Origin of the sequence: Streptomyces oryzae (assembly GCF_017676365.1) — a bacterium.
GTDB classification, from domain to species: Bacteria; Actinomycetota; Actinomycetes; order Streptomycetales; family Streptomycetaceae; genus Streptomyces; species Streptomyces oryzae.
Genome location: NZ_JADKMA010000018.1, coordinates 37,086 through 59,084, shown reverse-complemented (window position 1 = coordinate 59,084; position 21,999 = coordinate 37,086). Strand labels below are relative to the sequence as shown.

The following is a 21,999-nucleotide window of genomic DNA, read 5'->3' as shown; positions in this document are numbered from 1 at the left end:
GGGTCACATGAGAATGTGACCCCGGGCCCTCTCGCCGTAACCTCGCCTCGGCATCCGCCCGCGCTGCGCGTCCCCGGCCGGTTCAGTCGCCCCGCTGCTCGTCGTCCCTGACGACCTCGCCCTGGACGACCTTGCCGTCCGGCCGGTGCATCCGTACCTGCTGTTCGGCCGTGCGCGCCTGCTGGTAGGCGTCGCCGAGGGTGCCTGGCGGGAAACCGCTGCGGCGGTCCAGGGAGCGCTGTACAGAGCCGCGCAGCAGCTTCGCCGTCGGCGGGAAGAGGCACAGCAGCGCGGCGGCGTCCGTGACCAGCCCGGGGATCATCAGCAGCAGCCCGCCGAGCATCGCCGTCCCGTTGCCTCCCCGGGGCTCGGTGGCGGGCTTGTCACCCTGCTCACCGCCCCCGCGGGGCTGCTGCTGGGCCCGCTGCACCGTATCGGCGAGGTTGCGCCAGGCCCGGCGGCCGGCCCGCTTGATCACCGCGGCTCCGAGTACGAAGCCACCCGCCAGCACGAGGAAGACCGTCAGCCCTCCCGTCGCCTGGCCGAGCAGCGTCAGCAGCCAGATCTCCAGCACCGCCCACGCCGCGACGGCCAGCGGCAGCAGCGTCCGGCCCTTCGACCGGGGCGGCCGGGGCGGAGGCTTCCCGCCGGAGCGGGCCCCGGCTCCCTGCCCCGGGCCGCCGTCTGCACCGCCCGAGTCCTGTCCTCGCGGCTCGTACGGGAAAGGTGCGCGCGTCGTCATTCTTCCAGTGTGCCTGGTGGCGCGTAGGCCCGGGATCAGCTGCCCTGCCGGCCTTCTGCGCCGCTCTCCGGCCGGTTCTCGCCGCGGCCGAGCACCTTCTTGACCCGGTCCTCGACGCCCCAGGCGGCGATCCGCCACAGCGCCTCGGCCATGATGTCCCGGCTCATCTTGGAGTCGCCGCGCTCCCGCTCGACGAAGGTGATCGGGACCTCCACCACGTGGTACCCGGCGTGCACGGTGCGCCGGGTGAGGTCGACCTGGAAGCAGTAGCCCTGGGAGGCGATGGTGTCCAGGCCGATGCCCTCCAGCGTCTCCTTGCGGAAGGCGCGGAAGCCGGCCGTCACATCGCGTACGTCGACGTCCAGCAGCAGCCTGGAGTAGGTGCTGGCGCCGCGCGAGAGGAACTCCCGGGACTTGGGCCAGTTGACGATCCGGCCGCCCGGCACCCAGCGCGAGCCGATCACCAGGTCGGCGCCGCCCAGCGCGGTCAGCAGCCGGGGCAGCTCCTCGGGCGGGTGGGAGCCGTCGGCGTCCATCTCGATCAGCACGCCGTAGCCGTTGTCGATGCCCCAGCGGAAACCCGCCAGATACGCAGCGCCGAGGCCTTCCTTGCCCTTGCGGTGCAGGACGTGGACGTGGTCGTCCTCGGCGGCGATCTCGTCGGCGATCTTTCCGGTGCCGTCCGGGCTGTTGTCGTCGGCGACCAGGATGTGCACCTCGGGCACCGCCTCGCGCACCCGGGAGACGACGGGCTGGAGGTTGTCGGCCTCGTTGTAGGTCGGGATGATGACCAGGGCCGTTCCGAGCGGGCCGTACCGCCGCTGTCCGCCGTCCGTCACTGGTGCTGCCCCTCCGTTTGAGCCTGTCGGTCTTGCTCGTCGGTGCCGTCCCCGTGGTCGGCGGCGTCCGGCGCCCGGGTTTCCGTATGGCCATCCGTACGGAAACCGCCCCTCCTGCGGTTCAAAAACAATCCTCCGGCGCAGGCGAGCGCCCCCACGATAGCGATCATCCATTCGGGAGCCGCACCGACGCGGTCGGCAAGGGTGATCTGGTCCCGCAGCGGGAGCTTCCCGGTGAGCACGTCCTGGGTGAACTCGTCCGTACGCTGCTGGACGGTGCCGTCGGGCGCGACGATGGCGCTGATGCCGCTCGTCGCGGCGGTCACCACGGCGCGCCCGTGCTCGACGGCGCGCAGCTTGGACATCGCCAGCTGCTGCTCGGGCTGGCCGGTCCGCCCGTAGGTGGCGTTGTTGGTCTGGACGACGAGCGCACGCGCGCCGTCGTTGACGGTGTCCCGGGGGATCTCGTCGTAGGCGACCTCGAAGCAGATGACATCGCCGAGGCGGGCGGGGCCGGTCTGGAGGACGCCGGTGTGGTCGCCGGGGTAGAAGTCGCGGGGCACCTGCTGGAGGCGGGTGATCACCTTGCTGAGCTGGTCGCGGAAGGGGACGTACTCGCCGAACGGGACCGGGTGCTGCTTGGTGTAGGAGGCGCCGGGGCCCTTCTTCGGGTCCCAGACGATGCCCTGGTTCTCGACGTAGCCCTGCTTGGTGGGGTGGTCGACGAGGGCGCCGACCAGTACGGGGACGCCGACGGCCTTGACGGCCTTGTCGATCCGGTCGCCCGCCTCGGGCCACTTGTAGGGATCGAGGTCGGAGGAGTTCTCCGGCCAGATCACCAGATCCGGCTTGGGCTCCTTGCCCTTCTTGATCCGGTCGGCCAGATCGAGGGTGGCCTCGACGTGGTTGTTGAGGATCTGCATCGGGCGGCCGAGGAAGTGCATCCCCGGCTGCTGGACGTTGCCCTGCACCACGGCGATGCGCACGGTGTCCGCCGCCTTGGTCGGCACCGGCACCGCGAACCCGGCGGCCGTGATCGCCCCGGCGAGCGCGAGGGCGCCGAACCCGGTGGCGTACGCCCGGGTGGTGCGCGCCGCATCGGAGCGCAGCCGCCAGGCGGTCAGCGCGACGGCGGCCAGCAGCGTGCCGGTGAGGGCGACCGCGAAGGACACCAGCGGGGCACCGCCGAGCGCGGCCAGCGGGGTGTAGGGCGAGCTGGTGTTGGCGAAGGCGAGGCGTCCCCAGGAGAAACCGCCGAACGGCAGCCGGTCGCGCAGGAATTCCTCGGTCAGCCACAGACAGGCACCCCACAGCGGCCAGAGGGGCAGCCGTGAGGTGACGGCGAGTCCCGCACCGAGCCCGAGCACGAACAGGCCCTGGAGGAAGGCGAGTCCGATGGTGGCGTCCCAGCCGACGACGTGCAGCCACTTGAGCAGTACGACGAAGAAGGGCCAGCCGAACGCGAATCCGAGCCAGGCGCCCTGAGAGCCGGTCCGGCCACGGGTGAGCAGGCTCAGCGCGGCGACGGCGAGCAGCGAGAGCGGCCAGATCCCGTACGGCGGGAAGGCGAACGCGAGGGCGACACCGCTGAGCGCGGCGAGGCCGGTGCGGCGTGCTTCGCGCCGGGCCAGCGCTGCCAGCCGGCGCATCCGGCCGGGGCGTCGGGCGCCTGGGGCCGCCGACTGCCCGGCGCGCGAAGGGACGTTACTGCGCGTGTCGGCACTGCTCGTGTCGGCACCGTCCGTTTCGGGCCGGTCTTTGTCGACACTGTCCGTGTCGGGGCTCTCCGGGTCGGCACTGCGCGTGGCCGCGCTGTCGGTGGCCGCGCTGTTCGCGGGCGCGGGCGCGCCCGGCGCGCTGCGCCGCGCGGCGGGTGCGGCCTTCCGCTCCCGGGAGCCGTCCGGGGCGGACGCGGAGGTGGTGTCGGGGCCCGATGCCAAGGTCGCGGCCTTCCTAGCAGGTCGTGCGATGCAGGTCGTGCGATGGTGTGTGCCGACGGTACAACGCGTGGGCCCCGACGCGGGGCGCGGGACCGTAAAGCGGCGGGAAAGCGCGGGGCGGCAGACATGCAGCGTGTCTGCCGCGTTGCGGTGGGTGATGTGTCGCCCCGCCTACAGCCCGGCCGGGCCCGGCCGGGCTGTGAGCCGCATCGTTCGGGTCGGGTTGCGCAATGCGCCACAGAGCTCGGGTGGTTCGGTCGGCTTGCGACGGACCCACCGTCGTGGTCACTCGCGCAGTTCCGCGCGCCCCTGGGGGTGGCCCGCGTCGCGCTGGCTCGCCCCTGGAGGGTGGCCCCGCGTCGCGTTGGTGGTGGGGGGAAGCCCCGGAGGGGATGCGGTCCGGGTCAATCTCCCGGACAGGGACCCGGCGCCCTTCGGGCCGACCTGGGACCCGCTGGCTGCGGATCGTCCGAAAGCCGTTGTCTACTGAGCGTCCGGGCCCCGTCCCGGGTCGCACCCGCCGACCGGCGGAAACCATCTGTCCCCGTGCCGCGGGCGCTGGACCTGGCTCGCAGTGGTGGTGCGCCGGTGCGGTACACCACCCCGTGGCCCAGCGGGGTTCGACGACAGCGCGGAAGCTCCCCGGTCGGACGTCCTGTGGTGGACGCGGCCGAACCTACCGGGCTTCGGGCAATCATTGTCAACAGCCTGGTCACCTGGGGTGTTTCGGCGAAATGCCTGGTCAGTGCGGACAAGGCGGCGTCAGGGCGACGGAGACAGGGGGTCTCGTTCGGCCGTATCGCGATCTCCTACGTCACTCGTCCGGCCGTGCGTAGACCGTACGTCCGCCCACCACCGTCCGCAGGCAGACCGGGACTTGACCGCCCGGCGTCAGGTCGGGCAGGCCCGGGGTGCCGGACCGGGGATCGGTGGACCAGTTGGCGACCCGGGTGTCGGGGGCCTGCACGACCAGCGGCCCGGTGCGCCACAGCGCGTAGTCGGCGGGTGCGCCGGGGACCAGCACCCCGGCGTCGTCGCGGCCGAGCGCGCGCCAGCCGCCCCTGGTGTGCGCGGTGAACGCGCCGCGGACGGAGATCCGGTGCCCGGGAGTGTGGTGGAATGCGGCAGCGCGGATGGCCTCCCATGGCCCGAGCGGGGTGACGGGGCTGTCGGAGCCGAGCGCGAGCGGGACACCGGCCCGCAGCAGAGCCGCGTACGGGTTGAGGGTGGCCGCGCGTTCGGAGCCCAGGCGGCGCGCGTACATTCCGTCCGCGCCGCCCCAGGCAGCGTCGAACCCGGGCTGTACGGAAGCGGTGAGGGCGAGGTCGGCGAAGTCGGCGATGGTGCGCTCGGTGAGCATCTCGGCGTGCTCGACACGGTGCCGGGCCGCCCGGACGCGGGCGAGGCCGACGGTCCCGGCGGCGCGGCGCACCCCCTCGGTGACCGCCTGGAGGGCGCCGTCGCCGATGGCGTGGAATCCGGCCTGCATCCCCGCCTCGGTGCACGCCGCGACATGCGCCGCGATCGCCTCGGCGTCCACCAGCGCGCTCCCGCTGGTGTGCGGCGCGTCCGCATAGGGGGCGCACAGATGCGCCGTGTGGGAGCCGAGGGAGCCGTCCGCGAACAGGTCGCCGGCGGCGCCGACGACGCCGAGCTCGCCGATACGGGCGGCATCCTTCGCCGAGGTGACCAGTTCCGCCCAGTAGCCGTGCACGCGGGGGCCCGGCTCTTCGGCGGCGAGCGCGAGCAGTCCGCGCAGATCGTCCTCGCCGGAGATCTCGGGCCCCGCGCACTCGTGCAGCGCGCCGATGCCCAGCGAGGCGGCGTGTGCGCGGGCGGCGCGCTGGGCCTCGGTGCGCTGCCGCGGGGTGAGTGTGGCGTATGCGGCCTCGCGTACCGCGTGGTGCGCGTCCCCCGTCAACGGGGCGCCCGGCTGGTACCCCTCGCGGGTGGTGATGTCCGGGACGAGGTCCAGCATGGCGGTGCTGGCGAGCGCCGAGTGGACGTCGATCCGGGTCAGATACAGCGGCCGCCCGCCGCTGGCCTCGTCCAGTTCGGCCCGGCCGGGGTGACGCTGTTCCGGCCAGGCGTGCGCGTCCCAGCCGGTGCCGAGCAGTACCGGGTCCTCGGGGCGCGCCTTCGCATACGCACGCACCTGGGCGAGTGCGTCGGCGAGCGTGGGTGCGCCGGACAGGTCGAGGCCGGTGAGCGCGAGCCCGGTTGCCGTGGTGTGCACATGGGCGTCGGTGAAGGCCGGAGTGACAAGGGCGCCGTCGAGGTGGACGACCTCGTCCACACCGTCGGCGAAGGAGTCGGCAGCGCCCTCCGTACCGATCCAGGCGATATTCTCGCCCTCCACGACCATCGCGGTCGCGAACGGGTCGGCGGGACTGTGCACCTCGCCCCCGCGCAGCAGGACGGTACGGGGCCGGGACGGGGCTGTGCGCTCGCTCATGCTCACAGTCTCCCGCCCCGGGCGCTCCGCGCGCGCACGGGGTCCGCGTGGCCCCCGGCGCCCCGGGCACCCGGGAGCAGCGGCTCAGATCCGGGGCGGGCGCGCCTCGTACGGGGTGGACAGCACGACTGTCGTACGGGTGGAGACCCCGGCGAGGCTGCGGATCCGGGCCAGCAGATGCTCCAGCTCGATGGGGGTGGCCACCCGCACCTTGAGGATGTAGTTCTCGTCCCCCGCCACGCTGTGGCACGCCTCGATCTCGGGCACGTCAGCGAGCCGGTCCGCGATGTCGTCCGGGGCGCTGGGGTCGAACGGTTTGACGGAGATGAACGCCGTCATCGGCAGTCCGACAGCCTCGGGGTCCACGAGCGCGGCATAGCCGCGGATGACGCCGCGCTGTTCGAGGCGGCGCACCCGCTGATGCACGGCCGAGGTGGACAGGCCGGTGGCCTTGCCCAGGTCGGTGTAGCTCATCCGCCCGTCCTTGACGAGCAGTTCCACGATCTGACGGTCGAGTTCCTCCACAGCGGATCACCGTACTGTGCCCGCGCGCCCGGCGCATCGAGGCCGCTCCGGCACGAGCGGGCGGCGCGCCGCGGCGAGCGGGCGCCCGGGGCGAACCCACGGACGCACGGCATGTGACGAAGCCCACACACGTGCACCCTCGTCCTCCCGCGCGGGGTGATTATGCGTGTGGCACGGCGGGAAGTGCTTGCTGTGGCCGGAGCCCAGTCGCCCGGCCGTTCCATCGAGGGGGATCACATGCGCACGACGAAGTCCGCCCACTCCGCTCATCGGCACCACGAGGCGCCTGAGAACGATGCGGCCGCTTCCCCGGACGGCCCGGACGTCTCCGCCGAGCAGACAGGACCGGTCGTTGAGGACGAGATGTACGAAGGTCTCCGCGTCAAGTGCCCCGAATGCCGCCAGGCCATCGCGGTGTTCACCCACGAGGAGAAGCTGCCGCGCCATGGGCTGTGCGCCTCGCCCTGGGACCCGTTCGGGCTGACGGTGTGCCAGGGCTCGGGCCGCCCGGTGCGGGACGCCACGCCCTGGGACACCGAGACCCGCGAGCGCGCGGTGAGTGAACTGCTGACCCTGCCAGAGGGGCTGGACTGGCGCACCCAGCCGTTCTCCCACGCCGGCCTCCCCGGCAACCGGCAGGACCGGGCCGTAGGGGCCGGCGCCGAGTAGCCCGACGCCCTCGCCAAGTCACCGTCGGCCGCCGGTAATTCGGTTGCCCCGGCCATCCGGCCCCGTCAAGGTGACCGCATGTCACGGCTGATGGTGGTGGGGCTGCGGCGCGGGATGGTGCTCGCCCGCTGGTGTGCCCGCGCGGGTTTCGAGGTGGCGGCACTGTGCGACCCCGATGCCGAACTGCTGGCGGCGGCCTCCGCCGAGTTCCCGGCGGCACGTACGGCGAGCACTTGGCAGGAGTTGGTGACCGCCGATGTGGAGGCGGTCGTCCTGGCCCACGACTTCGACGCGCACGCCGAGTCCGCGATCGCCTTCCTGGAACGGGGAGTGCACGTACTGAGCGAGTGCGCCGCGTGCGTGACCGAAGAAGAGGGCAGGGCGCTGGTCAACGCCGCAGAAGAGTCCGCGGCCAGTTACTCCTTCGCGGAAAACTACGTCGAGCACCCGCACATACGCACCATCGCCGGGCTGGTCGCGGACGGCGAGATCGGCTCCGTCGAGCTGATCGAGTGCGACTACGTGCACGGCCTCGCGCCGCAGGACGTCGAAGCGATGGTGGGCGATCCCACCCACTGGCGGGGCAGAATCGCCTCCACCGCGTACTGCACCCACACTCTCTCCCCCGTGCTGGATGTGACCGGAGCCTGGCCGGTACAGGTCACGGCGCACCCGGTCGGGACGGCCGAGCGGCCGATGGCGGTGGTGCTGGTCGCCCAGCTGTCGACGGGAGCGCTGGCGCTCACCCGGCAGACGTTTCTCCAGGGCGAGCCGGACAGCCACTGGTCGTGGCTGTCGGTACGCGGCACCCGGGGGCTCGCCGAGTCGCTGCGCGCGCCCGGTGAGGACGCCTGGTCGGTGCGGCTGCGCAACGAGCCGTGGGCGAGGGGCGGTTCGCCGCGGGACGAGATACGCCAGCCGCCGCGTACGACGCTGTACGGCGAGGCCGTCGCCTCTATGGAGGCGGGCACCGCGCTGATCGTCGAGGCGTTCCGGCGGACGGTGACCGAGGGGGCGCCGCCCCGGGTGCCGGTACGGGCCGCGGTCGCCGCCTCGCTGGTGGGGGTTGCGGGCGCCCGCTCGCTGGCGGAGGGCTCCGTTCCGGTGTCGGCACCCAGGGTGGCCGAGTGGTGAGCGGTGCGAGCCGCACGGCACCGTGGTGACGGATCGTGGTGCGCGTTTTCGGCCGGGCGCCGGTGAGGAACACCTGACCGGTAGCCCCCGTACGGGCCCGGAGTGGATTCCCGTACGACTGGGGACCCGGGTGCCGAGGAGGCGTTATGGCTGCGAAAACGAGCATGAAGAGCAAGTCGGCCGGCACCAGGCAGGCCGGCCGCCAGGACCAGCAGCAGGCCCTGGTGCGGGAGCTGCTGAAGCGGCACGGGACGACGTACGCGGAGGAAGCGGGCATCACGCTGCGTGACACTCCGCAGCCGCTCTACCAGCTGCTGGTGCTCTCCCTGCTGCTGAGCGCACGGATTCGCGCGGACATCGCGGTCGCCAGCGCGCGGGCGCTGGTGAAGGCGGGGATGAAGGACCCGAAACGGATGCTGGAGGCCACCTGGCAGCAGCGGGTCGACGCGCTCGGCGAGGGCGGCTACCGCCGCTACGACGAGCGCACCGCCACCCAGCTCGGCAAGGGCGCCGAGCTGGTGCTGGACCGGTGGGGCGGCGATCTGCGCAAGCTGCACAAGAGCGGCGACGTCGAGAGCGGCCTGCGCGAGGTCCCCGGCATCGGCCCCATGGGGGTGTCGATCTTCCTGCGCGAGGCGCAGGCGGTGTGGTCCGAGTACCAGCCCTACCTGGACGACAAGGCGCTCCAGGGCGCGGAGCGGCTGGGGCTGCCGAAGTCCCCGCAGAAGCTGGCAGGGATGGTGAAGAAGGACCAGCTGGCGTCGCTGGCGGCCGGGCTGGTGCGGGTGGCACTCAGCGCGGACGTGTCCCGGGACGTGTGGGACGCCGCCCGCGGCTGAGAGCAGGGCCTGGAGGTCGGAGGGTTACAGCTCGATCAGGGCCTGGACCGGCAGGTGGTCGCTGGGGTACTGGCCGTCGCGCTCGAAGGTGTTGATGGAGGCCCGCAGAACGCGGACGCCGGGTGAGGCGAGGATCCAGTCGATCCGGTCGCCGTCCGGAACCAGCGGTTTGTAGCCGTGGAAGGTCCCGTACAGCTTGCTGCGGGTCTCGGCGGTGTCCCAGGTGTCGGTGAGCCTGCCGTCGGCCAGCAGGGTGTCGTAGACGGGGTTGCCGTGCGCCGGGACGTTGAAGTCGCCGGTCACCAGGCGCGGGAGCGCGGAGTCGAGTCCGCCGAGGCGCTCGGTGATCAGCGCAGCGGACCGCTCCCGCGAGGGCTGGCTCCGGTGGTCGAGGTGGGTGTTGAGGTGGTACAGCTCGCGGCCGGTGGCCAGATCGCGGAACCGCACCCAGGTGACCATCCGGACAACGGTGTTGCCCCAGGTGGCCGAGCCGATGAGGGCGGGCTGGTCGGAGAGCCAGAAGTGGTCGTACTCGAGCGGCAGCAGCCGCCGGACGTCGTAGAAGACGGCCATGAACTCGTCCCGGCTGCCGCCCGCGCGGCCCAGGCCGAGCCAGTCGTAGCGGTCCCGTCCCAGGTCGGCCGCGATGTCCTTCAGCTGCGGGTACAGGCCCTCCTGAGTGCCGATCAGATGCGGCCGCTCGTGGCGGAGCAGCGCCCGCATGACGGGCCGGCGCTCGGGCCAGCTGTTGGGCGGGGTGTCGGAGGCGTAGCGCAGGTTGAAGGTCATCGTGCGGAGCGCTGCGGCCTCCCCGGCTCTGTGCTGCTCGCCCGACGGCGCTGCCGCCGGCTGTGCGCTCGTGGCGTCCGCTGGGGCGGCGTGCGCGGTCGCGGCGCGCGCTGCGAGGGGCAGCGCGAGGGCCGCCGCCGCGGCGGTACGGATGCCACGGCGGCGGGTGAAGTGCGGTACGGCTGCGGACATTTGGCGCCTCCGACTGTGGGCGTACGCGATGTCCGGGAGATTCTCGGACGGCCGGGTGAGGGGCAAGTGGCCGGTGCGCGTACGCGGCACGAACGCGACCGCCGCGCCGCGCACCGCCGGCTCCCGGCTCAGCCCTTGCTCTCGGGGCCCGCCAGATGCCGGGCGACCACCATGCGCTGGATCTGGTTGGTGCCCTCGACGATCTGGAGGACCTTGGCCTCGCGCATGTACCGCTCGACGGGGAAGTCCACCGTGTAGCCGTACCCGCCCAGCAGCTGCACCGCGTCGGTGGTGACGCGCATGGCGGCGTCGGTGCAGAAGAGCTTGGCCATCGCCGCCTGCCGGGCGAACGGCTGCCCCGCGTCGCGCCGCCGCGCGGCGGCCAGATACAGGGCACGCCCGGCCTCGATCTGGGTGGCCATGTCGGCGAGCATGAAGCGCAGCCCCTGGAAGTCCGCGAGCGGGCGGCCGAACTGCTCGCGCTCCGCCGTGTAGGCCAGCGCCTCGTCCAGCGCGGCCTGCGCTACGCCGACGGCGCAGGCCGCGATGCCCAGGCGGCCCGAGTCGAGCGAGGAGAGGGCGACGGTGAAGCCCTGGCCCTCGTCGCCGAGCCGGCGGGCCTCGGGCACCCGCACCCCGTCGAAGTGGACCTGCGCTGTGGGTGAGCCGTTGAGGCCCATCTTGTGCTCGGGTGCGGCGGCGCTCAGCCCTTCGGCGTCGGCCGGGACGAGGAACGCGGTGATGCCGCAGGGCCCCTCCTCGCCGGTGCGGGCCAGGACGGTGTAGAAGTCGGCGACGCCCCCGTGGGTGGTCCACGCCTTGGTTCCGTTCAGCACCCACTCCTCCCCGTCCCGGACGGCCCGGGTGCGCAGTGAGGCCGCGTCGGAGCCGGAGGAGGGCTCGGAGAGGCAGTAGGCGCCGAGCAGCCCGCCCCCGAGCATGCCGGGCAGCCATTCGGTGCGCTGTTCCTTGCTGCCGAAGTGGGCCAGCCCGTGGCAGGCGAGGGAGTGCACGCTGGTGCCGAGCCCCACGGTGAGGCGGGCCGCGGCCAGCTCCTCCAGCACCTGGAGGTACACCTGATAGGGCTGGCCCCCACCGCCGTACTCCTCCGGGTAGGGCAGGCCGAGAAGCCCCGCCTCGGAGAGCAGCCGGAAGGTCTCGCGGGGAAAGACGCCCGCGGCCTCCTGCTCGGCCGCCACCGGCTTGATCTCCCGCTGCACCAGGTCGCGGACGAGGGCCAGCAGGTCGCGTGCCTCGTCCGTGGGCAGTTCACGTTCCACCGGCTGCGGACCGTCCTTGGGCATGGCGCGCTCTCCTTCGGGTCAGGAACTGCGGCGACGGCGCCGGGGTGTGGCGGGTCGCCGAGGGACACCGGCCCATGGGCGGACCGGGGGTGCCGCTGCCCCTGCCGTGATACTGCACCGTCGGGTCGCGAGGGCGGCTGACCAGCGGCTGCGGCGAGTTGGAGTATGCCCGATCGCGGGCCGCGCGTCACCGGCGTACGGGACCGAGCGCGGAGCTGAACCGAACGGTGATCGGAGCTGAACCGAACGGTGATCGTGGCCGTTTCTGGGGGCGGCGCCGGCGAGAAACCAGATTGGTACGAACCATTGACGTACTGGTCTAGTCCTCCTACATTCCCCGGACATACGACCGGCACCACACCCCCCGCACCCCACACGCGAGGTGACCATGCTCGGATCGGACAGCAGACCCCGTTTCCTCCCCGGCAGACGCCGCGGACTCATCGCCCTCGTCAGCGCACTGTGCGCGGCAGCCCTTGCCGCGACCTTGCTCGCGACCAACGCGTCGGCCGGCACCGAGAAGCGGCCGGCCGCGAAGTCGACAGTGGCGGGCAAGACAGTCGGCTACTTCACCAACTGGGGCGTCTACCAGCGCAATTACCACGTCAAGAACATCGAGACCTCGGGCTCGGCCGACAAACTCACCCACATCAACTACGCCTTCGGCAACGTCCAGGGCGGCAAGTGCACCGTCGGCGACAGCTATGCCGACTACGAGAAGGCATACAGCGCCGACCAGAGCGTGGACGGCAAGGCCGACACCTGGGACCAGCCGCTGCGCGGCAACTTCAATCAGCTGCTGAAGCTCAAGGAGAAGCACCCGAACCTGAAGGTGCTGTGGTCGTTCGGCGGCTGGACCTGGTCCGGCGGCTTCGGCGAGGCCGCCAAGAACCCGGAAGCGTTCGCCGAGTCCTGCTACAACCTGCTCAACGACTCCCGCTGGAAGGGGCTGTTCGACGGCATAGACATCGACTGGGAGTACCCCAACGCCTGCGGTCTGAGCTGTGACACCAGCGGCAGGGACGCCTTCGCGAAGGTACTGAAGGCGCTGCGGGGCAAGTTCGGCGACAAGCTGGTGACCGCGGCGATCACCGCTGACGCGTCCAAGGACGGGAAGATGGATGCCACCGACTACAAGGCGGCCGCACAGTACGTCGACTGGTATCTGCCGATGACGTACGACTACTTCGGCGCCTGGGACGCGAAGGGGCCCACAGCCCCGCACTCACCGCTGACCACGTACGACGGCATCCCCAAGGAGCTCTTCAACACCAAGGCGAGCATCGCCAAGCTCATGCTGATGGGCGTCCCCATGAACAAGATGCTGCTCGGTATGGGCTTCTACGGCCGCGGCTGGAGCGGGGTGAGCAAGGCCGAACCCGGCGGTACCGCGTCCGGTCCGGCACCCGGCAAGTACGAGCAGGGCATCGAGGACTACAAGGTCCTCAAGGAGCGCTGCCCGGCCACCGGCAAGGTCGCCGGCACCGCCTACGCGCACTGCGGCGACCAGTGGTGGAGCTACGACACCCCGGAGACCGTCGGCACCAAGAGCGACTGGGCCGCCGAACAGGGCCTCGGCGGCACCTTCTTCTGGGAGCTCAGCGGTGACACCCCGGACGGAGAACTGATCAAGTCCATCCGGTAGCACGATCTGTAGGGCCTCGCGGCGGAGCCGCGGGGCCCTACGTCTGTGGAAGACGCGCCCCGAAGGGGCGCGGGGAACTGCGCGAGCGACCACAGAACGCCCGCAGACCGCAAACAACCCCCAGGGGCACCCCTCTCCGGCACAACCTCGCCGGGCACCCCCTACCGTCGAACCTTTCCCCCCGCACGGGCCCGTTCCAGCGCGCTGACGCCGACCGCCGCGAGAGCAATCTGGATGATCAGCTCGATCCAGTCGAACCCCCTGGTGTCCGCGACACCGACGGCACCGGCGATCCCGGTGCCGATGAGCGCCGCGACGATGCCGACCACGATCGTCCACAGCAGACCCACCTGCTGCCGGCCCGGCAGCACCAGCCGGCCGAGCGCACCGATGACGACGCCGACCACGAGCGCGCTGATGAGACCCGAAATCTCCATGGTTTCCCTCTCAGCCGGAAGGACGCCCTTCCGGTGACGAGTGTCCAGAAAGGCGGGAGATATGCGGTTCGCGGCCCGGGGCACTGTCAGTGGCGGCTGAGAGACTCCGGAACATGGGAGAGACGGGGGTTCCGCACACCGCCCCGGAGGCGCCCGGCGCCGGCCGCAGGGCTCCTTCCGGGGGCCGGTGGGCGCTGGTCCCGGCGGACGGTGGCCGGGTGCGGGTGTGCCCGCTGGACGCACGGGGCCGGGCTGCCGGCCCGGTGCGTACGGAGGAGTCGGCGGCGGCTGCCGTACGGGCACGGCCCGGGGCGGTGCGCTGGGTGTGGCGTGCCACGTCGCAGGTGCAGCCCGCGCTGCTGGCGGCCGGGGTGCGGGCCGAGCGGTGCTATGACGTCGAGGCGGCAGAGGCCCTGCTGCTGGGCCACGAGGGACAAGCGGGCGGGCCGCGCTCCCTCCCCGCCGCCTGGGCCCGGCTGCACGGGCGGCCGGTCCCCCCGGACCAGGCGCCGGCCCCGCGGGAGACGGATCCGCAGCCCTCGCTGTTCGAGACCGGTCCGGTGCCGCTGCCGGACGGGGTCGACCCGCTGGACGCGCTGCTGGAGGTCTACGCGGCACAGCTCGACCGCACGGCGCGGGCCGAGCATCCCGACCGGATGCGACTGCTGCTGGCCGGGGAGTCGGCGGGCACGCTGGTGGCCGGGGAGATGACGCACGCCGGGGTGCCGTGGAGCGCGGAGATCCACCGCGAGCTGCTGGACGAACTGCTGGGCGAGCGGTATGCGGGCAGCGGCCTGCCCAGGCGGCTCGTGGAGCTGGAGGAGGAGATCTCGCACGCGTTCGGGCCCGGCGCGCGGGTGCGGCCCGACCTGGCAGCGGACGTGCTGCAGGCGTTCGCCCGCGCGGGAATCCGGCTGAGCTCCACGCGGGCCTGGGAGCTGCGGAAGGTGGACCACCCGGCCGTCGAGCCGCTGCTGCGCTACAAGAAGCTGTATCGGCTCTACACCGCGCACGGCTGGAGCTGGCTGCGCTCCTGGGTGCGGGACGGGCGCTTCCGCGCCGAGTACGTGCCCGGCGGTGCGGCCTCCGGGCGATGGACGACCAACGGGGGCGGTGCCCTGCAGATCCCGAAGGTGGTGCGGCGGGCGGTGGTGGCCGATCCGGGCTGGCGGCTGGTGGTGGCGGACGCCGACCAGATGGAGCCGCGGGTGCTGGCGGCCGTCTCCCGGGACCCGGGCCTGATGGCAGTGGCGAGCGGCGAACAGGACCTTTACACCGCGCTCTCGGAGCGGGCGTTCTCCGGCGACCGCGCCCAGGCCAAGCTGGCGCTGCTCGGCGCGATCTACGGCCAGACCAGCGGCGACGGACTGAAGAACCTGGCCGCGCTGCGAAGACGGTTCCCCGCTGCCGTCGCATATGTGGACGAGGCGGCCCGCGCGGGCGAGGAGAGCCGCCTGGTCCGTACGCACCTGGGCCGCACCTGCCCTCCGCTGGGCCGGGACGGCGGCAGCGGGGAGGACGCGGGCGGCACAGGCCCCGAGGCCGGTGAGGGCCTCGGCACCAACGGCGACCAGGACGGCACGGCGGGCGCGGCCGGCGGCGGGGCGGGGGCCGCGCGGGCGCGGGGGCGTTTCACCAGGAACTTCGTGGTCCAGGGCAGTGCGGCCGACTGGGCGGTGCTGATGCTGGCCGCGCTGCGGCAGCGGCTCGCGCACCTCGCAGCCGAACTGGTGTTCTTCCAGCACGACGAGGTCATCGTGCACTGCCCCGCCGAGGAGGCGGACGAGGTGCGGGAAGCCATCACCGCGGCGGGCGAGCAGGCAGCCGTCGCCGCGTTCGGACCGACGCCCGTACGGTTCACCTTCACCACGGCCGTCGTGGAGTGCTACGCCGACGCCAAGTGAACCCGCACTCACCCGGCGCCCCGGAGCCCGGGCGCGTCGGGACGGCGAGCGGCCCGGTGCGTGTCAGGAGACGATCGACAGGGCAGCCGTGCCCGGACCCACGGAAGGGGCCCCGCAGGGCTCCGGCCGGGAAGCCCGGCACGTCCGAAAGGGAGGATCATGACAGCTTCGGCGCAGATCGGTGTCACCGGCTTGGCCGTCATGGGACGCAACCTCGCCCGTAATTTCGCCCGCAACGGCTTCACCGTCGCGCTGCACAACCGCACCGAGGCACGGACCAGGGAGCTGGTGGAACAGTTCGGCCACGAGGGCGACTTCGTGCCGGCCACCACGGCCCCCGAGTTCGTGGCGGCGCTGGAGCGGCCACGCTGTCTGGTGGTGATGGTGAAGGCGGGCGGGCCGACGGACGCGGTGCTCGAGGAGTTCGCCGAGCTGGTGGAGCCCGGCGATGTCATCGTCGACGGCGGCAACGCGCACTTCGAGGACACCCGCCGCCGCGAGGCCGCGCTGCGCGAGCGCGGCATCCACTTCGTCGGCACGGGGATCTCCGGCGGCGAGGAGGGTGCCCTGCTGGGCCCGAGCATCATGCCGGGCGGCTCGGCCGAGTCGTACGAGGCGCTGGGCCCGCTGCTGGAGCGGATCGCGGCCCGCGCCCCGGACGGTGCGCCGTGTGCCGCGCACATGGGTCCCGACGGTGCCGGCCACTTCGTCAAGATGGTCCACAACGGCATCGAGTACGCGGACATGCAGCTGATCGCGGAAGCGTACGACCTGCTGCGGAAGGTCGCCGGGCTGACGCCCGCCGAGATCGCGGAGGTCTTCCGCGGCTGGAACGAGGGCCGGCTGGACTCCTACCTCATCGAGATCACCGCTCAGGTCCTCACCCACACCGACGCGGACACCGGCCGGCCGTTCGTCGACATCGTGGCCGACCGGGCCGAGCAGAAGGGCACCGGCCGCTGGACCGTACAGACGGCACTGGACCTGGGGGTCCCGGTGCCGGGCATCGCGCAGGCGGTCTTCGCCCGCTCGCAGTCCGGCCGCACCGACCTGCGCGAGGCCGCCGCCTCCCTCCCCGGCCCGCACCCGGGCGGGGACGGCGGCGCCGGGAGCACCGGGACGGCGCGGTTGCCGGAGGCCGAGCGGGCACGCTTCGCCGAGCAGGTGGAACAGTCGCTGTACGCCGCGAAGGTCATCTCCTATGCGCAGGGCTGGGACATGATCCGCGCCGGGAGCAGGGAGTACGGCTGGGGCATCGATCTGTCGTCCGTCGCCGCCATCTGGCGGGCGGGGTGCATCATCCGGGCAGCGTTCCTCGACCGCATCCGTGCGGCCTTCGCCGAGCGCCCCGGACTGCCCACGCTGCTGGCCGATCCGGAGTTCGCCGGGGAGCTGGGCCGGGCGCAGGGGGCATGGCGGGAGACCGTCGCCACGGCGGCTCGGCACGGGGTGCCGGCACCGGGCATCTCGGGGGCGCTCGCCTACTACGACGGACTGCGGGCCGACCGGCTCCCCGCCGCCCTCACGCAGGCCCAGCGGGACTATTTCGGCGCCCATACGTATCAGCGCGCCGACCGGGAGGGCACGTTCCACACCCGCTGGGGCGGCGACCGCGGGGAGGTCCGTCCGTAACAGCACCGTCCCGGCCCCGTCGCCAGGCTGTTCCCGGAGCACCCTCCCCGGCCCCTCCCCACGTCTTGATCAGCAGTGACGCTGAACAGAACCGGAAACGAGGGGGGACCGATGGCCACCGGATGCCGTGACTGCGCGACCTGCACCAAGTCGGGGCTGGGGAAGCTGGTACAGAAGACCGCGGTCGGGCTGATGTATCTGTGCACCGTGGGGATCGGCTACGTCCTCAAGCGAGGGCTGCGGCGCCACTGCCCCCAGTGCGGACATCTGCTGTCCAACCACGCGCGGCGCGCGGACGGTTCGTTCCGGGACTGAGCGCGGCTGAGGGCCGCTTGGACGGCCAACTCCTGCCAGTCGCGGAGATGTTGAACGGGAGTGCGGCATGGTCCGGCGAGTGAACTTTCCGGATAGCGAACGCGTCCATACGGACAACGGACTGTTTCCGGCCAAACCCTTGATGCGCTCCTGACAGACGCTCGCCGGAATGGCACTCTGCGACTGGCCGCCGCGCAACCCCACGCACGTCGGGCGGCTGTTCCTTCACGCGGCTTCGGACGGTCTCCGTCCCGCCGCGCCAGTACCACCCGTTCCACTGGTTCCACCAGTTCCATCGCTCTGCCTTGCTCTGCCTTGCTCTGCCGAGATCTGCCCGGACGGTCATCCGCCGCCCGGTCTCCCTGGCCGCGCAACCCTGCGGCCCGCAGAAGGAGTCAGCAATGCGAAGATCCACCTCCCACAGAGGCTCCACCAACTCCCACAGACCCCACAGACGTCGCCCCGGGCGTCTCGTCCGCCCCAAGGCGTCCGCCGGCATCGCGCTCGGCGCCGTCGCCGCCCTGCTCTCGATAGCCGTGCAGACGGGCCCGGCCGCGGCCGACGACCAGGGCCGCGCCACCGCCGGGACGGCCGCGGCCAAGGCCGCCAAGGGCGCCGACACGGGAGCCCTGCCCGCCAAGCTCTCGCCCGCACAGCGCGCCGAACTCCTGCGCAAGGCCGACAGCAAGAAGGCCGCCACCGCTGAAAAGCTGGGCCTCGGCGCCAAGGAGAAGCTGGTCGTCCGCGATGTGCTCAAGGACCGCGACGGCACCGTGCACACCCGCTACGAACGCACCTACGACGGGTTGCCCGTCCTCGGCGGTGACCTCGTCGTCGAGACCTCGAAGCAGGGCAGCACCAAGGAAGTCCTCCGCGCCTCGAAGCACGCGCTGAAGAACGTCCCCGCCAAGGCGAGCGTGCGTCCCGCCACGGCGGAGCGGCAGGCCCTCAAGGCCGCAGACGCCGCGGGGTCGAAGAAGACCGACGCCGACCGGGCACCCCGCAAGGTCGTCTGGCTGGCCAAGGGCAAGCCCGTCCTCGCGTACGAGACGGTGGTCGGCGGCCTCCAGGACGACGGCACGCCGAACGAGCTGCACGTCGTCACCGACGCCCGCTCCGGCAAGAAGCTCTACCAGTGGCAGGCCATCGAGAACGGGATCGGCAACACCCAGTACAGCGGCCAGGTCACCCTGAGCACCGCCCAGTCGGGCTCGAACTACACGCTGACCGACAACGACCGCGGCGGCCACAAGACCTACAACCTCAACCACGGGACGTCGGGCACCGGCTCCCTCTTCTCCCAGTCCTCCGACACCTGGGGCAACGGCAGCCCGTCCAACGCCGCGACCGCCGGCGCCGACGCGCACTACGGTGCGGCCGAGACCTGGGACTACTACAAGGAGGTCTACGGCCGTTCCGGAATCCGCGGCGACGGCCGGGGCGCCTACTCCCGGGTCCACTACGGCAACAACTACGTCAACGCCTTCTGGAGCGACAGCTGCTTCTGTATGACCTACGGCGACGGCTCGGGCAACAGCAAGCCGCTGACCTCGCTCGACGTCGCGGGCCATGAGATGACACACGGCGTCACCTCGGCCACCGCGGGTCTCATCTACAGCGGCGAGTCCGGCGGTCTGAACGAGGCGACGTCCGACATCTTCGCCACGGCAGTCGAGTTCCACTCCGGCAACTCCACCGATGTGGGTGACTACCTCATCGGCGAGAAGATCGACATCAACGGCAACGGCACCCCGCTGCGCTACCAGGACAAGCCCAGCAGGGACGGTGCCTCCAAGGACAACTGGTACGCGGGCATCGGCAACATCGACGTGCACTACTCGTCGGGCCCTGCCAACCACTGGTTCTATCTGCTGAGCGAGGGCAGCGGCGCCAAGGTCATCAACGGCGTCAGCTACAACTCGCCCACCGCCGACGGCCTCCCCGTCACCGGTATCGGCCGCGACAAGGCGGCGCTCATCTGGTACAAGGCGCTGACCACCAAGTTCACCTCCACCACCAACTACGCCTCGGCACGCACCGGGACGCTCGCGGTGGCGGGTGAGCTGTACGGCACCAGCAGCACCGAGTACAAGGCGGTCGCGGACGCGTGGGCCGGCGTGGCCGTCGGCGCCCGCTCCGGCGGCGGTGACCCTGGGGACGGCAAGACGTTCACCAACGACACCGACGTCGCCATCCCGGACTACCCCGGCCCTGCGGTCACCTCCGAGATCACCACCAGCGGGCTGACCGGGCGGGCCCCCACCAGCCTGAAGGTGGGCGTCAACATCGTGCACACCTACAGCGGTGATCTGCAGATCGACCTGATCGGCCCGAGCGGCAGGTCCTACCGGCTGCACAGCGTGGCGGCCGACCCGACGCCGAACATCGACACCACCTACACGGTGGACGCCTCGGCGGAGAACGCCAACGGTGTCTGGCAGTTGCGGGTCCAGGACAGGGGGCCGGCCGACACCGGCTACATCAACAGTTTCAAGCTCACGTTCTAGCGGCCCCGGGAGCACCCCGGCCCGTGTCCGTGTGAAGGCCGCAGCAGCCAACTCGGCTGCTGCGGCCGCCGGATTGCTGGTCAGACGCGGTCGGCTGCGATCAGCAGATACTGAAAACTGCCGTTGCGGTAGGCGTCCAGGAACGTCTCCTCGATGCCGGTGACCAGGTGGTCGGCCTTTTTTCGCAGCTCCCAGTAGGGGATCGTGGCGTCGGTCAGGTTCTCGACGTGAACGGGACCAGCCGGTTCCGGGCCATGGCACGGAAGTAGGCCGACCGCGGATGGATGTCGCAGATGTAGTGGGCGTTGATCAGGGAGACCTCACGGGAGGCGCGCCCGTAGGTGTCGTTGTAGCAGCCGGTGATGGCGACGTAGCGTCCGCCGCGGCGCAACAGCCGGGCGTGTTCGGCGAACAGCAGGTCCAGTTCCACGTACATGGTGGACTCGTTGTTCCAGGATGCCGCGTACGCGCCCGAGGGCAGGCCGGTGTCGAGCATGTTGCGGTGGTGGTAGCGCACCTTGTCGTCCACGCCGCGCTTGCGGGCCTGTGCGTTGGCGAACTCCGCCTGCTTGGCCGAGATGGTGACACCGTCGGCGTGGCAGCCGTACCGCAGGTGCGCGACCAGGCTGCCGCCGCCACGTCCGCATCCGGCGTCGAAGACCCGGTCTTCCCAGGTGAGGGGTCCGAGGTGGGAGGCGAGTAATTCGGCCTGGGCCTGTTCGAGCCGGTGCAGTTCACGGGTGATCCGTTCGCGGCGCCGTTCCGGATCCGTCTCGTCCAGTACCGACCAGTCGGCGTCGCCGACGCCGTAGTGGTGGTGGTAGACGTCATCGACCTTGCCGAGCTCGAGGTTGACCGGGTTCTCCTCGGCGTTCCAATAGTCCGCGACGCGGTTCTGGTACGTGGACTGGGTCGGAACCGGTGCGGCCTTGGTGCCGGGGTGAGCGGTGGTCAACAGTGACTCCTTGCTGTGGTGCATGCTGTGCGATCGGTGCGGCGGGCCCAGTCGGCCCGGAACAGTGCTCACCAGTAGTCGGGCAGGTGGTAGCGGTCGGTGTTGGTGGCGTGCCACTCGTGGTTGCCGGAAACCCAGTCGTCCAGGCTTCGGGCGTAGCGCTCGACCAGTGGTGAGGTGGCCGACAGCACCGCGGACTCCGTCTCGAACGCTTCCATGATCTCGTTGTGGATCTCGACGCTCTTGAGATAGGCGCTCCTGAGGCCGCACTGGTCGTTCCCGGCGACCACTTGGGGCAGGTTCAGATGGTCGGGATCGCTGGCCAGTTCCTTGGTGAAGGAGTACAGGTCGTTGACGATCGTGGTGGCGTTACAGGCCAGGGCGGTGATGCGCTGGATCTCGGGCCGGGCGTAGACCGCTTCGGGCAGTTCATAGCCGTCGACGGCGTCGACGATGGACAGGCAGGGCCGGAAGTTGTTGAACTGCCGCATCACCAGGTACTCCCAGATGTGTGGCATGTGCCGCGCCTCCGCCCAGGACGCCTCGGCGAGGTAGCCCAGGTGCAGTCGGGCCATGTCGTGCACGAACCGGTCGGTCTGGCTGGGGGTGGCGAGGGCTGCGTAGTCCTTCAGGGCCCAGTGGTAGGCGCGCAGCGGGCCGTCGGCCTGCACACCGCAGCGCCATTCCGCTTCCAGCTGCGCCGGCCCGTGGAAGGGGTCGAGGGCCGACTGCGCGACGACCAGCCTGCCGCCCAGGCCGCGTCGCGCTCCCCCTCTGCCCTCGTCCTCCTCGCAGTAACAGCTGTCGACCAGGTTCTCGGCCAGCAGCAGCTTGCCTGCGACGGTGAGGCGTTCCAGGTCGGCCGCCGCCGGATGCTGCAGGACCACGGCCCGGCCGAACTGGAACCGGGTGAAGTCGCCGTTCCACTCGGAAGGAAAGAGGTCCAGCTGACGAGCCCACGCCTCCAGCCTCCGGTCGATCTCCGCGACCTTCTCCGGGTCGGCGGGCGCGGCCGGCCGGTACCTCAGCCCGGGGATCGCTCCGCTGCGCCGGGCTCGTAACGAGCGGACCAGGTTGGGCGGGCCGGGCGGCGAGAACGCGGCGGCGTTCGTGGACGTGCTCATGGGCGTGCGCTCCATCGGTCGGTCTGGGGAACCGCACGTTCAGATAAACAGC

17 protein-coding genes and 1 pseudogene are annotated in these 21,999 nt (G+C 71.7%); 8 read left to right on the top strand and 10 right to left on the bottom strand.

Annotated elements, in window-relative coordinates; genetic code table 11:
- Positions 1-82: 82 nt before the first annotated feature.
- The 5 genes from fxsA to ITI46_RS06045 form a co-directional block, all read right to left on the bottom strand.
- Positions 83-742 carry an FxsA family membrane protein gene (gene fxsA / locus ITI46_RS06065; protein ID WP_209238343.1) on the bottom strand — a complete coding sequence of 220 codons (660 nt, stop codon included), beginning with the start codon at positions 740-742 and terminating at the stop codon, positions 83-85.
- A gap of 35 nt (positions 743-777) precedes the next feature.
- Positions 778-1,581 carry a polyprenol monophosphomannose synthase gene (locus tag ITI46_RS06060; protein ID WP_209238342.1) on the bottom strand — a complete coding sequence of 268 codons (804 nt, stop codon included), beginning with the start codon at positions 1,579-1,581 and terminating at the stop codon, positions 778-780.
- The gene (gene lnt, locus ITI46_RS06055) at positions 1,578-3,521 is read right to left on the bottom strand and encodes an apolipoprotein N-acyltransferase (RefSeq protein ID WP_247745533.1); all 1,944 of its coding nucleotides are present in this window, start codon (positions 3,519-3,521) and stop codon (positions 1,578-1,580) included. Before lnt ends, ITI46_RS06060 begins: the two co-directional genes overlap by 4 nt.
- Before the next feature lie 814 nt (positions 3,522-4,335).
- Complete coding sequence (locus ITI46_RS06050) at positions 4,336-5,976, bottom strand: amidohydrolase (RefSeq protein ID WP_209238341.1); 1,641 nt, start codon at positions 5,974-5,976, stop codon at positions 4,336-4,338.
- 84 nt (positions 5,977-6,060) lie between these two features.
- Positions 6,061-6,501 (bottom strand): Lrp/AsnC family transcriptional regulator, encoded by a 441-nt coding sequence (locus tag ITI46_RS06045; RefSeq protein WP_209238340.1) that lies wholly within the window; start codon positions 6,499-6,501, stop codon positions 6,061-6,063.
- A 237-nt stretch (positions 6,502-6,738) separates the two neighbouring features.
- On the opposite strand from ITI46_RS06045, the gene ITI46_RS06040 reads away from it, so the two are divergent.
- From ITI46_RS06040 to ITI46_RS06030, 3 genes are all read left to right on the top strand, one after another.
- Positions 6,739-7,170 (top strand): hypothetical protein, encoded by a 432-nt coding sequence (locus ITI46_RS06040; protein ID WP_209238339.1) that lies wholly within the window; start codon positions 6,739-6,741, stop codon positions 7,168-7,170.
- 78 nt (positions 7,171-7,248) lie between these two features.
- Positions 7,249-8,304, top strand: coding sequence for a Gfo/Idh/MocA family protein (locus ITI46_RS06035; protein WP_209238338.1), 1,056 nt, complete (start codon positions 7,249-7,251; stop codon positions 8,302-8,304).
- 146 nt (positions 8,305-8,450) lie between these two features.
- On the top strand, positions 8,451-9,143 hold the full coding sequence (locus ITI46_RS06030; RefSeq protein WP_372451851.1) for an HhH-GDP family DNA glycosylase: 693 nt from the start codon (positions 8,451-8,453) through the stop codon (positions 9,141-9,143).
- A 24-nt stretch (positions 9,144-9,167) separates the two neighbouring features.
- Here ITI46_RS06030 and ITI46_RS06025 read toward each other — a convergent pair whose 3' ends face one another.
- On the bottom strand, positions 9,168-10,124 hold the full coding sequence (locus ITI46_RS06025) for an endonuclease/exonuclease/phosphatase family protein (RefSeq protein WP_209238337.1): 957 nt from the start codon (positions 10,122-10,124) through the stop codon (positions 9,168-9,170).
- Positions 10,125-10,252: 128 nt separating this feature from the next.
- Complete coding sequence (locus tag ITI46_RS06020; RefSeq protein WP_209238336.1) at positions 10,253-11,428, bottom strand: acyl-CoA dehydrogenase family protein; 1,176 nt, start codon at positions 11,426-11,428, stop codon at positions 10,253-10,255.
- Between the two features lie 388 nt (positions 11,429-11,816).
- Between ITI46_RS06020 and ITI46_RS06015 the strand changes: the two genes are divergently transcribed.
- Entirely contained in the window at positions 11,817-13,073 is a 1,257-nt protein-coding gene (locus ITI46_RS06015; RefSeq protein ID WP_209238335.1) for a glycoside hydrolase family 18 protein, read from the top strand.
- A 161-nt stretch (positions 13,074-13,234) separates the two neighbouring features.
- Here the strand turns inward: ITI46_RS06015 and ITI46_RS06010 are convergent, their stop codons facing one another.
- Positions 13,235-13,510, bottom strand: a complete 276-nt coding sequence (locus ITI46_RS06010; protein WP_209238334.1) for a GlsB/YeaQ/YmgE family stress response membrane protein — start codon at positions 13,508-13,510, stop codon at positions 13,235-13,237.
- A 113-nt stretch (positions 13,511-13,623) separates the two neighbouring features.
- On the opposite strand from ITI46_RS06010, the gene ITI46_RS06005 reads away from it, so the two are divergent.
- From ITI46_RS06005 to ITI46_RS05990, 4 genes are all read left to right on the top strand, one after another.
- Positions 13,624-15,414, top strand: a complete 1,791-nt coding sequence (locus tag ITI46_RS06005; protein ID WP_209238333.1) for a bifunctional 3'-5' exonuclease/DNA polymerase — start codon at positions 13,624-13,626, stop codon at positions 15,412-15,414.
- A 159-nt stretch (positions 15,415-15,573) separates the two neighbouring features.
- Positions 15,574-17,046 carry an NADP-dependent phosphogluconate dehydrogenase gene (gnd, locus tag ITI46_RS06000; RefSeq protein ID WP_209238332.1) on the top strand — a complete coding sequence of 491 codons (1,473 nt, stop codon included), beginning with the start codon at positions 15,574-15,576 and terminating at the stop codon, positions 17,044-17,046.
- A 111-nt stretch (positions 17,047-17,157) separates the two neighbouring features.
- The gene (locus ITI46_RS05995) at positions 17,158-17,361 is read left to right on the top strand and encodes a hypothetical protein (protein WP_209211691.1); all 204 of its coding nucleotides are present in this window, start codon (positions 17,158-17,160) and stop codon (positions 17,359-17,361) included.
- 401 nt (positions 17,362-17,762) lie between these two features.
- Entirely contained in the window at positions 17,763-19,868 is a 2,106-nt protein-coding gene (locus tag ITI46_RS05990) for a M4 family metallopeptidase (protein WP_209238331.1), read from the top strand.
- Positions 19,869-19,948: 80 nt separating this feature from the next.
- Here ITI46_RS05990 and ITI46_RS05985 read toward each other — a convergent pair.
- Positions 19,949-20,847, bottom strand: a pseudogene (locus tag ITI46_RS05985) (geranyl diphosphate 2-C-methyltransferase).
- Positions 20,848-20,891: 44 nt separating this feature from the next.
- Positions 20,892-21,947: a family 2 encapsulin nanocompartment cargo protein terpene cyclase gene (locus ITI46_RS05980; protein WP_209238330.1), complete on the bottom strand. Its 1,056-nt coding sequence runs from the start codon at positions 21,945-21,947 to the stop codon at positions 20,892-20,894.
- Between the last annotated feature and the right edge of the window lie 52 nt (positions 21,948-21,999).